At 66.9% G+C, this 12,679-nt stretch carries 11 protein-coding genes; 3 read left to right on the top strand and 8 right to left on the bottom strand.

Going from position 1 to position 12,679, the window contains the following annotated elements; all coding sequences use genetic code 11:
• Position 1 precedes the first annotated feature (1 nt).
• The 3 genes from C8K36_RS11545 to C8K36_RS11535 are packed head-to-tail and all read right to left on the bottom strand — an operon-like array spanning position 2 to position 3,246.
• Entirely contained in the window at positions 2–1,177 is a 1,176-nt protein-coding gene (locus C8K36_RS11545; protein ID WP_107984614.1) for a thiolase domain-containing protein, read from the bottom strand.
• Position 1,178: 1 nt separating this feature from the next.
• Positions 1,179–2,243 carry a thiolase domain-containing protein gene (locus C8K36_RS11540; protein ID WP_107984613.1) on the bottom strand — a complete coding sequence of 355 codons (1,065 nt, stop codon included), beginning with the start codon at positions 2,241–2,243 and terminating at the stop codon, positions 1,179–1,181.
• Positions 2,244–2,256: 13 nt separating this feature from the next.
• Positions 2,257–3,246, bottom strand: a complete 990-nt coding sequence (locus C8K36_RS11535) for an OB-fold nucleic acid binding domain-containing protein (protein ID WP_258195380.1) — start codon at positions 3,244–3,246, stop codon at positions 2,257–2,259.
• A 73-nt stretch (positions 3,247–3,319) separates the two neighbouring features.
• Here C8K36_RS11535 and C8K36_RS11530 point away from each other — a divergent pair, with 73 nt between their 5' ends.
• Positions 3,320–4,360 (top strand): LLM class F420-dependent oxidoreductase, encoded by a 1,041-nt coding sequence (locus C8K36_RS11530; protein ID WP_107984611.1) that lies wholly within the window; start codon positions 3,320–3,322, stop codon positions 4,358–4,360.
• A 74-nt stretch (positions 4,361–4,434) separates the two neighbouring features.
• Here the strand turns inward: C8K36_RS11530 and C8K36_RS11525 are convergent, their stop codons facing one another.
• The 4 genes from C8K36_RS11525 to C8K36_RS11510 form a co-directional block, all read right to left on the bottom strand.
• Entirely contained in the window at positions 4,435–5,196 is a 762-nt protein-coding gene (locus C8K36_RS11525) for a 3-hydroxyacyl-CoA dehydrogenase (RefSeq protein WP_107984610.1), read from the bottom strand.
• Positions 5,197–5,222: 26 nt separating this feature from the next.
• On the bottom strand, positions 5,223–6,416 hold the full coding sequence (locus tag C8K36_RS11520; RefSeq protein ID WP_107984609.1) for a thiolase family protein: 1,194 nt from the start codon (positions 6,414–6,416) through the stop codon (positions 5,223–5,225).
• A gap of 79 nt (positions 6,417–6,495) precedes the next feature.
• Positions 6,496–7,119 carry a TetR/AcrR family transcriptional regulator gene (locus C8K36_RS11515; protein ID WP_107984608.1) on the bottom strand — a complete coding sequence of 208 codons (624 nt, stop codon included), beginning with the start codon at positions 7,117–7,119 and terminating at the stop codon, positions 6,496–6,498.
• Between the two features lie 133 nt (positions 7,120–7,252).
• Positions 7,253–8,074, bottom strand: a complete 822-nt coding sequence (locus C8K36_RS11510) for a crotonase/enoyl-CoA hydratase family protein (protein WP_107984607.1) — start codon at positions 8,072–8,074, stop codon at positions 7,253–7,255.
• A 79-nt stretch (positions 8,075–8,153) separates the two neighbouring features.
• On the opposite strand from C8K36_RS11510, the gene C8K36_RS11505 reads away from it, so the two are divergent.
• Together C8K36_RS11505 and C8K36_RS11500 are read left to right on the top strand one after the other, a co-directional pair.
• Positions 8,154–9,803 (top strand): acyl-CoA synthetase, encoded by a 1,650-nt coding sequence (locus C8K36_RS11505; RefSeq protein ID WP_107984606.1) that lies wholly within the window; start codon positions 8,154–8,156, stop codon positions 9,801–9,803.
• Positions 9,803–10,918 (top strand): NAD(P)H-dependent flavin oxidoreductase, encoded by a 1,116-nt coding sequence (locus C8K36_RS11500; protein ID WP_107984605.1) that lies wholly within the window; start codon positions 9,803–9,805, stop codon positions 10,916–10,918. The genes C8K36_RS11505 and C8K36_RS11500 overlap by 1 nt, the downstream gene beginning before the upstream one ends.
• A 55-nt stretch (positions 10,919–10,973) precedes the next feature.
• Here C8K36_RS11500 and C8K36_RS11495 read toward each other — a convergent pair whose 3' ends face one another.
• Positions 10,974–12,605, bottom strand: coding sequence for a long-chain-fatty-acid--CoA ligase (locus tag C8K36_RS11495; protein ID WP_107984604.1), 1,632 nt, complete (start codon positions 12,603–12,605; stop codon positions 10,974–10,976).
• Positions 12,606–12,679: the final 74 nt, after the last annotated feature.

The following is a 12,679-nucleotide window of genomic DNA, read 5'->3' as shown; positions in this document are numbered from 1 at the left end:
CCTAGTTGGTCGGACGGTCGGTACCGACCACCCACATCGCGAAGTACTGCGAGCCGCCACCGTACGCGTGGCCGAAGGCCTTGCGGGCGCCGTCGATCTGGTGGTCCCCGGCGCGTTCCATGACCTGCATGGCCGACTCGGCGTAGCGGATCATGCCGGACGCTCCGATCGGGTTGGACGAGAGCACGCCGCCCGACGCATTGACCGGCAACTGCCCGCCGATCGCCGTCTCGCCGGCCTCGGTGAGCTTCCAGCCCTGACCCTCCGGCATGAAGCCGAGGTTCTCGAGCCACATCGGCTCGAACCACGAGAACGGCACGTAGATCTCGGCCGCGTCGATCTCCTTCAGCGGATCGGTGATCCCCGCGGCCTTCCACAGCGCGGCGGAGGCGTCGCGGCCGGCCTGCGGGCTCACCTGGTCACGACCGGCGTACGAGAGCGGTTCGGTGCGCATCGCGGTGGCGTGGATCCACGCGACCTTGCGGCCCTCCGAAAGGACAGCTTCTGCAGCACTTTCATCGCCGATGACGAGCGCGCACGCGCCGTCCGAGGAGGGGCATGTCTCGTCGTAACGGATGGGGTCCCACAGCATCTGGGACGCCTGCACCGATTCGACGGTGATGTCGGGCTGCTTGAGGTGTGCGTAGGGGTTCTTCACGCCGTTGAGACGGTCCTTGACGGCCACCATCGCGCCGATGTGATCGGGCGCGCCCGATCGGCGGATGTACGAGCGCACGTGCGGTGCGAAGTAGCCGCCGGCGCCGGCGCCGACCGGCATCGTGAACGGCACCGGGGAGGACAGAGCCCACATCGCGTTGGACTCGGACTGCTTCTCCCACGACACTGCGAGCACTCGCTTGTGAACGCCGGACTGCACCAGGCTGGTGGCGACGTTGCCTGTCGAGGCGCCGACCGAACCGGCGGTGTGCACGCGCAACAGAGGTTTTCCGTTGGCGCCCAGCGCATCCGACATCGCGAGTTCCGGCATCATCGAGCCCTCGAACAGGTCGGGTGCCTTGCCGATGACGATGGCGTCGATGTCATCCCAGCCCACGTGGGCGTCCGCCATCGCGCGGTCGATCGCCTCGCGGACCATGCCGGCCATCGTGACGTCGTGACGCTTGGCGACGTAGTACGTCTGGCCGGTGCCGAGGACGGCGGCGAGTTGCTTGCCCATATCAGTTGCGTCCTTCCATGACGGCGACCAGGTTCTGCTGCAGCACAGGGCCACTGGTGGCGTGGGCGAGGACACGCTGCGCGTCGCCGCTCATGATCGAGCGGGCAGCGTAGCCGATACGCTCGAGACCGCCGGAGAACATCGGGTTGCCGGTGAGGGGGCCACCCGACGGGTTGATCGTGGTGGCGTCGGTCAGACCGATCGCCTCGCGCAGGATGATCTCCTGGTGAGTGAACGGTGCGTGGAGTTCGGCGACATCGATGTTCGACACATCGCCACCCGTCGCGGCGCGTGCGGCCGACGTCGTCGACGGGGACGTGGTCAGGTCACGCGAACCGATGTTGGGGGAGTCGATCCGGTGATCGATTCCGGTGATCCATGCCGGGCGCTCACACAGTTCGCGGGCACGATCGCCGCGAGCCAGGATGATTGCGGCCGCGCCGTCGGTGATGGGTGCGCAGTCGTGGGCGCGCAGCGGATTCGCAACGTACTCGGACGCCAGCAGCGTCTCGATGTCGACGTCCCCGGAGATCTGGGCGTCGGGGTTGGACTTCGCGGCGGCACGGCTGCGCTGAGCGATCGCCGCCATGTCCTCGGCCGTCCACTTGCCGGCGTCCAGACCGAGTCGGGCCTGCAGGCCCGCGACCGAGACCGAGTCCGGCCACAACGGAGACACGAGATACGGGTCCATCTGCATGGCGAGAATCTGGCGGAGGTTACCGGCGGACGACTTACCGAAGCCGTACACGAGGGCGGTGTCGACCTCGCCGGTCATGAGTTTGACCCAGGCCTCGTACAGCGCCCACGCGGCGTCCATCTCGACGTGCGACTCGTTGATCGGCGGCACCGCGCCGATCGAGTCGATGGCGGAAATGAACGAGAACGAGCGTCCGGCCAGGTAGTCGGACGATCCGGAACACCAGAATCCGATATCGGACTTGGTGATTCCGAGATCGGAGTACAGCTCCTGGAAACAGGGGACCAGCATCTCGACACCGTTGGTGGTGCCACTGGTCTCGCGCACATGGGGGGCCTGTGCGAAGCCGACGACTGCAATGTCTGTCATGGTCTCGAGGCTCCTATTGGTGGTGCTTGAAGGTGTCGTAGTCCGCGTCCGGCTCACCGCTCGGGCGGAAATGGGAGATGTTGCGGAGCGAGTACTCCCACTCGTCCTTCGGGCGCCACACGGCCTCGACGCGCATGCCCATCCGGACCTCGGACGCATCGACGTCGAGGATCAGGTGCAGGAACGGGATGTCGGCGCCGTCGAGCAGCACGTAGGCCGCAACGTACGGGGGCTTGATCTGCTGACCCATGAACGGGACGTTGACGATGCAGAAGGTGGTGATGGTGCCCTTGTCGGACACCTCGACCTGCTCCTTGGTGGGCACACCGTCGGTGGGGTTGGCGCCGCGCGGCGGCACGTAGACCTTGCCGTTCGCATCGGTGCGCCCGCCGATGATCTTGCCCTCCATGAGGCCGAGCAGATAGTAGGTTTCCTCGAACGACGCGGTGTGCGTGTAGTGCAGATCGATCGGAGTGACGATGCCGGTCACCGGATCGCCTCCGGAAACGGTTGCGGTGGAATCAGAGTCACTCTCGCCGGGCTCGAAGCATGCGATGTCCTGGATCCGCCCGGTGCGCTCGTCGGCCCAGCGGACGCGAACTCGCATCCCCGTGCTCATCGCGTCGGGGGAGCCCGCGTCGACGGCATGCAGGATCGAGGTGTCGGCGCCGTCGAGCTTCACCAGCGCCCACGCGAACGGGTGGGTCAGCGGCTGGCCCTCGATGGGCTCGGGCATCCACGACCAACTGGCCACCGTCCCGGTGTCGGACACGTCGACGAAGTCCGTCATCGGTTCGTGGGTCGCGGGGTCGAACTCCGGTGGCGGCACGTGAACTCGGCCGTCGGAACCCCGGGCACCGATGACCTTTCGGTCACGCAGAGCCGTCACGAACGCGCCGATGGTCGGCCCCAGTGAGCGGGTGTAGTCGAATTTCAGATTAAGTGGTGCTCTCAGTGGCTGCTCGGCCACTTGGCTCTTGCTCGCTGTCTTTCCTTGAGTCACGGAATCGAGTAGAACAGGTTCTTATTACTGTGGCAAGAGTCACTGCAGGTCTGGGAAAACACGGAGGCACGCAATGAAGCTGGGGTTACAACTCGGGTACTGGGGTGCGCAACCGCCGGCCAACGCGCAGGAGTTGGTGAACGAGGCCGACACCTCCGGATTCGACGCGGTCTTCTCAGCCGAGTCGTGGGGCAACGACGCTTTCACTCCGCTCGCGTGGTGGGGGTCGAGCACCGAACGCATCGGGCTCGGAACGTCGGTGGCCCAGATGTCGGCGCGCACGCCCACCAACTGCGCGATGCACGCACTGACACTCGATCACCTGTCGGGCGGACGGGCGATCCTCGGCCTCGGTGTGTCCGGCCCGCAGGTCGTCGAAGGCTGGTACGGGGAGCCGTTCCGGAAGCCCCTCGCTCGTACTCGCGAGTACGTCTCGATCGTGCGGCAGGTGCTCGCGCGCGAGGCCGCGGTCCGCAACGACGGACCGCACTATCCGTTGCCCTACACCGGTTCGGGATCGATGGGACTCGGCAAGCCGCTCAAGCCGATCACACACCCGCTGCGTGCAGACCTGCCGATCTGGCTCGGCGCCGAGGGACCGAAGAACGTCGCGCTGACGGCGGAGATCGCGGACGGTTGGCTCGCGATCTACTACACCCCGCGCCTGGCGCCGATGTACAACGAGTGGCTCGACGAGGGCTTCGCGCGTGCCGGGGCCCGGCGCAGCCGTGAGGATTTCGAGATCGCCGCGACGTGCCAGGTGATCGTCACCGACGACCGGCAGGCCGAGATCGACAAGCTCCGGCCGATGACGGCGCTCTACGTCGGCGGGATGGGCGCGGCGGAGATGAACTTCCACGCCCAGGTCTACACCCGCATGGGATACGGCGACGAGGTCAAGGAGATTCAGAAGCTGTTCCTGTCGGGCCGCAAGGCGGAGGCCGCGGCGGTCGTGCCGGACCAGATGGTCACGGACACGATGATCATCGGCAACCGCGACGAGGTACGGACCCAGGTCAAGGAATGGGAGGATGCCGGCGTGACGATGCTGCTCGTGACGTGCCGCAGCACCTCGCACATGCGTGAGCTGGCGGCGGCGGTCGGCACGGTCTGACATTCACGAAACGCAAACGGCGCGGGCCGCGGTGGAATCCACCGCGGCCCGCGCCGCTTCTGTTGCGCAGCCGATCAGCGCGGCGCCATGCGGATTGCGCCGTCGAGGCGGATCACCTCGCCGTTGAGCATCGGGTTCGAGACGATATGTGCGGCGAGCGAACCGTACTCGGCGGGATCACCCAGGCGGGATGGATGCGGAACCTGCTGGCCCAGCGAGGCCTGTGCGGCCTCCGGCAGCCCTGCGAGCAACGGGGTCTTGAACAGTCCCGGCGCGATCGTGACGACGCGGATCAGCAGCGACGCGAGGTCGCGCGCGATCGGCAGCGTCATGCCGACGACGCCGCCCTTGGACGCGGAGTACGCCGCCTGGCCGACCTGGCCGTCGAACGCGGCGACGGATGCGGTGTTGATGATGACGCCGCGCTCGCCGTCGATCGGGTCGGTCTTCGCGATGCGCTCGGCCGCGAGGCGGAGCACGTTGAAAGTGCCGACGAGGTTGATGTTGATGACGCGGTTGAACTCGGCGAGCGGGAACGCACCCTGCTTGCCGACGGTCTTGATGGCGTTGCCGATACCGGCGCAGTTGACCGTGACCCGCAGCGGCCCGAGGGATTCCGCGAGATCCAGAGCGGCGACGACGGATGCCTCGTCGGTGACGTCACCGGCGGCGAAGCGCACGCGGTCGCCGAGTTCCTTCGCGATGACCTCGCCGTTGGACGACGGCAGGTCGAGGATGACGACGCTGGCGCCCTGGTCGTGGAGTGCCTTGACGGTGGCGAGTCCGAGACCGGACGCGCCGCCCGTGACGAGGGCGACGCTGTCATTGACGATCATGTGGTTCCTTCCGATTGTGCTTGCGTTCAGAGTCGTTCGATGATGGTCGCGTTGGCCATGCCCGCGCCTTCACACATGGTCTGCAGACCGTAACGGCCGCCGGTCGCCTCGAGGTGATTGACGAGCGTCGTCAGCAGGCGTGTCCCGGACGAGCCGAGTGCGTGGCCGAGGGCGATGGCGCCGCCGAGCGGGTTGAGCTTGGCGGGGTCGGCGCCCAGTTCGTGCGCCCACGCCAGGGGCACCGGCGCGAAGGCCTCGTTCACCTCGTACGCGTCGAGGTCGTCGATGGACAGTCCGGCACGGGCAAGCACCCTGCGGGTCGCGGGAATCGGCGCCGTGAGCATCATCAGCGGGTCGTCGCCCAGCACCGCGAACGAGTGGAAGCGAGCGCGCGGAGTGAGCTTCGTTTCGGCAGCGGCCTTCTTGCTCATGATGAGCACGGCGGACGCGCCGTCCGTGAGCGGCGACGAGTTGCCGGGCGTGATCTGCCACGGGGCCTCGGGGAAGCGGGCGGCGAACTCGTCGGTCCGGAACGACGGCCGCAGGCCTGCCAGGCCTTCGGCTCTGGTGGTGCCACGCACCGTTTCGTCGACGCGATGCTCGTTCCGGCGTCCGTCGGCATCGGTGACCGCGATGGGCACGATCTCGTTGTCGAAGGCACCGCTCGCCGCGGCGGCCGTTGCGCGCTGATGCGACTGCGCGGCATACGCGTCGAGTGTCTCACGGTCGAGCTTCCACTTCGCGGAGATCAGCTCCGCCGAGATGCCCTGGTGGACCAGCCCTTCCGGATAGCGTGCGGCGATACCCGGGCCGGACGCATCCTGGCCGATGGGGGAGGTGCCCATCGGGATGCGGCTCATCGACTCGACGCCGCATGCGATGACGATGTCGTAGGCGCCGGCGATGACGCCCTGCGCGGCGAAGTGCGCGGCCTGCTGGCTCGATCCGCACTGCCGGTCGATCGTCGTCGCCGGGACCGATTCGGGGAAGCCCGCCGACAGCAGCGCGCTGCGCGAGATGTTGAGCGCCTGCTCGCCGACCTGCTGGACGCAGCCGCCGATGACGTCGTCGACCCGTACGGGATCGAGGCCGTTGCGTTCGACGATCGCGCGCAGCACGTGCGCGAGCAGTTCCACCGGGTGGGTTCCGGACAGGGCGCCACCGGGCTTGCCCTTTCCGGACGCGAGTCGAACGGCGTCGACGATGACTGCCTCGGTCATGCTCCCACTCCTCACGTTGCTTACTTATCGATCGCTAAGTGGGTACCATGCTGGGTCGGTCGGGGTCAATGGTTCGGGCTCAGGAGGGGAGGACCGCGACCATCTTCGCGGCGATCGCCGCGTACTTGGCCGCGACGGCCTGCGGGCCGAGCTCGCCCTCGGCGTGGTACCAGCGAGGAATGGCCTGACACATGCCCAGAATGGCCCGTGTGGTCTCTGCGGGGTCGTCGACCTCGAACGCGCCCGTCTCGGCTCCGTCCCGCACGATGTCGAGCATGATGGTCTCGATACCCTTGCGGACCGTGCGGTATCGCTCGAAGTTTTCGGAGGTGAGGTAGCGGGCCTCGCCCTCGATCGCCGAGAGTCTGGCTCGATCCGTCATTCGCAGGACGATCGCGGAGACGACGTTGGTCAGGCGACGGAAGGCGTCGCCGTCTCCCGCGTCGTCGGCGGAACGGGCGCGCGCGAGGACGTCCCCGGTGCCGAGTTCGATCAGCGCGACAAGAAGTCCTTCCTTGTTCTCGTGGTGGTAGTAGAGGGCGGGCACCGTGACGCCGACGCGGCGGGCGATATCGCGCACCGACGACCCGTGGAAGCCCTTTTCGTAGAACGCATCGAGTGCCGCAGACAGGATCGGCGTCAGTTCGAGGGGCTCGAGGCGCAGCCAGTCCGGCGTGGATGCCTCGTTCGCACTAGTGCCCATCGGCGCTCTCACCTGTCGTTCGTCGGTAAATGTTCGTCGAGGATACGCGGCGTCGGTGGCGTTCCCCGAAAGCCGAAGGGTCCCTTCACTCGCTCGGAGCGGGTGAAGGGACCCTTCGGCTGGAAGCGTCGCGCTAACTGCCGGTGAACTTGGGGGCGCGCTTCTCGGCGAACGAGCGCGGGCCCTCCTTGGCGTCGTTGCTCTTGAACACCGCGGCGCCGATCTCGGCCTCGAGCTTGAAGGCGTCCTCTTCGTGCATGCCCTCGGTGACGCGGATGGTCTTGAGGATCGCCTGTACCGCGATGGGGCCGTTGGCGGCGATCTGCTCGGCGATTTCGAGCGCCTTGTCCAGCGCCTGGCCGTCGGGGACCACGTGGCCGATCAGGCCCAATTCCTTGGCCTCGGGTGCGGGGACCGTCCGGCCGGTGAGCAGGATCTCCGCGGCCAGCGTGTAGGGCATCTGGCGGACCAGGCGGACCGCGGAACCGCCGAGAGGGAACAGGCCGAGTCGCGCTTCGGACACGCCGAAGCGGGCGCTCTGGCCCGCGACGCGAATGTCGGTGCCCTGCAGGATCTCGGTGCCGCCCGCGATGGCGGGACCCTCGACCGCGGCGATGAGCGGCTTGGTGAGGCGGCGGCCCTTGAGCAGTGCCGGCAGACGGGTCACGTCCATGCCTCCCGTGAACTTGTCGCCGGGTGCGTTGCGGTTCATCTCCTTGAGATCCATTCCGGCGCAGAACGTGCCACCGGCGCCCGTGAGGATCGCGACCCGAATGTCGGGATCGGAGTCGATCTGGTCCCAGGCGTCCACCATGATCGCCATCATCTCGCCCGAGAGTGCATTGCGGGCCTCGGGGCGATTCATGGTCACGATGAGGACGTGGCCACGCTTCTCGACGAGGCAGTGGGGCGTTTTTGCCGAAACATCTGTATTTTCCGTGGTTTCGGTGGACACTGATTACTCCTGATATACGTGTGAGCTGAGTCTCTAATTGGGTCTTGTCAGCGACAGTAACACGTTCTACTTTGTTGACGTGGCCATTAATATTGCAGACCTTGTAGAGCACTCGATCGACCTCAACCCGGATCGCCTCGCACTGGTGGACGCCGACCGCGAGATCACGTTCGCGCAACTCGAGGAGAAGGCCAACCGTCTGGCCAACTACCTGCGGGATCAGGGCGTCGCACCGGGCGACAAGGTGGGCATCTACAGCCGGAACACCATCGAGGCGATCGTGTCGATGGTAGCCATCTTCAAGGCCCGCGCCATCATGGTCAACGTCAACTACCGGTATGTCGAGAACGAGTTACAGTACATTTTCGAGAACTCGGACATGGTCGCGCTCGTCCACGAGCGCCGATACAGCGACAAGGTTGCAGGCGTCCTCCCCAACACCCCTCAGGTCAAGACCGCGATCGTCGTCGAGGACGGAACGGATCTCGACTACTCGGCGTACGGCGGTGTCGAATTCGAGAACGCGCTGTCGCAGGGCTCGCCCGAACGCAACTTCGGTGAGCGCAGCCCCGACGACATCTTCATCCTCTACACCGGCGGCACCACGGGAATGCCCAAGGGCGTCATGTGGCGGCACGAGGACTGGTGGCGCGTACTCGGCGGCGGCGTCAATTTCGTCACCGGCGAATACCTGGAGGACGAGTGGGAGCTGGCGAAACTCGGCGCCGCGCATCCCCCGATGGTTCGCTTCCCGATTCCTCCGATGATCCACGGCGGTTCGCAGTCGGCGGTGTTCCACAGCCTGTTCGGCGGTGGCACGCTCGTCATGCATCCCGAGTTCGACGGCCATGAAGTGTGGCAGGTCATCGACCGCCACAAGATCAATCTCATCTTCATCACCGGTGACGCGATGGCGCGACCCATGATCGACGCACTGATCGCGGGCAACCCGGAGACCGGTGAGCCGTACGACCTTTCGTCGCTGTACGTGATCGCCAGCAGTGCTGCCCTGTTCTCGCCGGCGCTCAAGGAGCAGTTCCTCGACCTGCTGCCGAACCGTCTGCTCACCGACTCGATCGGATCGTCCGAAACCGGCTTCGGCGGCCTGGCGACCATCACCAAGGGCTTCGAGCACACCGGTGGACCGCGCGTGAAGATCGACGCCGCCACCGTTGTCATCGACGACGACGGCATCCCGGTCACCCCGGGCTCCGGGCAGGTCGGCCTCATCGCCCGCAGCGGACACATCCCGGTCGGCTACTACAAGGACGAGGAGAAGACGAAGGCGACGTTCAAGACCCTCAACGGGATTCGCTACTCGATCCCGGGCGACTACGCCACGGTCGAGGAGGACGGCACCGTCACGATGCTCGGCCGCGGATCCGTCTCGATCAACAGCGGTGGCGAGAAGATCTACCCCGAAGAGGTCGAGGGCGCAGTCAAGACGCACCCCGACGTGTTCGACGTCCTCGTCGTCGGTGTCCCGGACGAGCGCTGGGGTAACCGCGTCGCCGCGGTCGTCGCGCCGCGTCCCGGCACCCGTCCGAGCCTGAACGACATCGTCGACGCCGCCCGCAAGGAGATCGCCGGCTACAAGGTGCCGCGCAGCCTGTGGCTCGTCGACGAGATCAAGCGCTCTCCGGCAGGCAAACCCGATTACAAGTGGGCCACCGCGCAGACCCAGTCGCGCGAGGCCGACGATCACCTCACCAACGGCAAGGACGCTTGATGCATACCGATCTCGCCGAGAAGTTCGGCATCCAGTACCCGATCTTCGGGTTCACCCCGTCGGAGCACGTCGCGGCGGCGATCAGCCGCGCCGGCGGTCTGGGCGTGCTCGGGTGCGTGCGGTTCAACGACCCGGACGAGCTCGAGGCCACGCTCACGTGGATGGACGAGAACACCGACGGCAAGCCGTACGGCGTCGACATCGTGATGCCCGCGAAGATCCCCACCGAGGGCGCCGCCGTGGACCTCGACAAGCTCATCCCGGCCGAGCACCGCGCGTTCGTCAACCGCACGCTCGACGAGCTGGGCGTGCCGCCGCTGTCCGATGACGTCGAGCACGCCGCCGGCGTCCTCGGCTGGCTGCATTCGGTGGCCCGGTCGCACGTCGATGTCGCGCTGAACCATCGAATCGCGCTGATCGCCAATGCTCTCGGCTCGCCGCCGAAGGACGTCATCGATCTCGCGCACGAGAAGGGTGTCCCGGTGGCCGCCCTCGCGGGCGCCGTGGACCACGCGCGCAGCCACGTGGAGAACGGTGTCGACATCGTGATCGCGCAGGGCTACGAGGCCGGTGGGCACACCGGTGAGATCGCCTCGATGGTGCTCGTCCCCGAGATCGTCGACGCGATCGGTGATTCGGCGGGCGTGCTCGCCGCGGGCGGTATCGGCAGCGGCCGTCAGGTCGCGGCGGCCCTCGCTCTCGGCGCCTCCGGCGTCTGGATGGGTTCGTACTGGCTCACCACGAGCGAGTACAAGCTCGGCAGCGCGGCCGACGGCCCGTCGTCGATCCAGCGCGCCCTGCTCGCGGCGACGTCCGCCGACACGGTCCGCTCACGGATCTACTCCGGCAAGCCGGCGCGTCTGCTCAAGACCAAGTGGACCGACGCCTGGGCCAAGCCGGATGCGCCCGAGCCGCTTCCGATGCCACTGCAGAACATTCTCGTCAGCGAGGCGCATCAGCGCATCTCGGCGGGAGACGATCCCGAGGTCGTCGCGATGCCGGTCGGTCAGATCGTCGGCCGGATGAACGAGATCCGCCCGGTCGCCGAGATCATGGCCGAGCTCGTCGAGGGATACGAGTCGACGGTATCCCGTCTCGACGGTTTCAAGGGCTGACCCTGTAGAACGAACAGCGCCCCGGAACATGGTTCCAGGGCGCTGTTCTCGTTCGTCAGGCGTCTGCGGTCTGGCGCTCCAGAGTGAGTGCGAGTTCCGTTGTCAGCAGCTCGAACTCGTCCTGTCCGCGATCGCGCACCCACACCGGGTCGGTGCAGTGCCAGCGTTCCGCGCTGAGTGTGCGGGTCACGACCTTGAACGTCGCGGTCCGCGGGAACTCCTCACACACGCGCACAAGTGTGGGCCGCTGCTTCGGGCCGAGGTCGGGCTGCTCGTCGAGGAAGCGGGCGAACGCCGACGGGTCGAAGTCGTCGACGTCGCCGGTCGGGATGATCGCCGCCATCACTCGATCGCCGACCTCGCGGTCCGGCACGCCGTACACCGATACCTGTGCGAAGCCCGGGTATCGAAGCAGGATGCGTTCGATCGGTGCGGCGCCGAGGTTCTCGCCGTCGACCCGCAGCCAGCCCGAGCTGCGTCCAGCGAAGTACACGAAGCCGTCGGCGTCCCGGTAGGCCTGGTCGCCGCTCCAGTACATGCCGTCGCGCAGGCGCTCGGCGTCGGCTTCGGCGTTCTTGTAGTAGCCCGCGAACGCTCCGGCCCCCGTCACGTTGACCATCTCGCCGGTCGCCTCCTCGGCGTTGACGAGTCGGCCGTTCGTGTCGAACTCTGCAGGAGGGCAGACGGTTCCGGTGTCGGGATTCCGGATCTCGACGGTGGCAGGCAGCATTCCGAGTGCGCCGGCGGGGGAGTCGGGATGCGCGGAGATGGACACGCCGCCCTCCGTGGAGCCGAAACCGTCGATCACCCGGGTATCGAACCGGCGGGCGAACTCCCGCACCACCGGTGCGGAACCCTCGTTGCCGTACATGATCTTCAGGGTGTTGTCGGCGTCGTTCGTGAGTTCCGGCGTGGCCAGGATGAAGGACAGCGGCTTGCCGACGTAGTTGGCGTACGTGACGCCGTAGCGGCGCACGTCGGGCAGGAACCCCGACGCGGAGAACTTGCGTCGCATCGCGATCCCGGCGCGGGCATGCAACGCGACCGACCACGCGGCCATCATGGCGTTGGAGTGGAACATCGGCATCGACATGTAGACGACGTCGTCGGCCCCGAGGCCGAAGCGATCCGCGAGCATCACGCCCGGGTCGGCGATCTTGAAGTGCGTGCAGCGCACGGCCTTCGGATCGCCACTGGTGCCGGAGGTGAAGATGAGCATGAGGAGATCGTCGAGCTTCGCGGTGGGCGGGATCGCCGGGCTGCCGGAGAACGGCGCCAACAATTCGGGCCACTCGGGGGAGTCCACGTTGATCACCCGTACACCGGCGAGATCCAACCCGTCGAGCAAGTGAGCCTGGGTGTTCTCGGTGAAGACCACCTGGCAGTCGGACAGGGCGATGTCGCGGGCGAGCGCCTCGCCGCGGCGCGTCGTGTTGAGCCCGGCGATCACTGCGCCGGAGAAGGCAGCGGCGCCCAGAAGCGACGAGAATTCGGGGATGTTGTCCATCAGCACGCCGAAGTGGCGGGGCCGAGCGGGATCGAGCAGTGCATCGAGAGCGGCAGCACGGTCGTACATTCCGTGGACGTGGTCAGTCCACGGAATGTACGTATCCTCGAATCGGATTCCGTGCGTATCGACGTCGCGAAGCCGCGTGAGCAGATCCGCGACGGTGGGAGTCACTGTCATGCCCACATCATGGCCCGTGTGACGCCCGTCATGCTCTCTCATTTCACTGTGTGGGACTGCCTGCGCGCGTGCCG

The organism is Rhodococcus sp. OK519 (genome assembly GCF_003051005.1).
GTDB lineage: Bacteria > Actinomycetota > Actinomycetes > Mycobacteriales > Mycobacteriaceae > Prescottella.
Note: the sequence above shows the minus strand (reverse complement) of the source record. Positions and strands in the feature narration are given on the sequence as shown.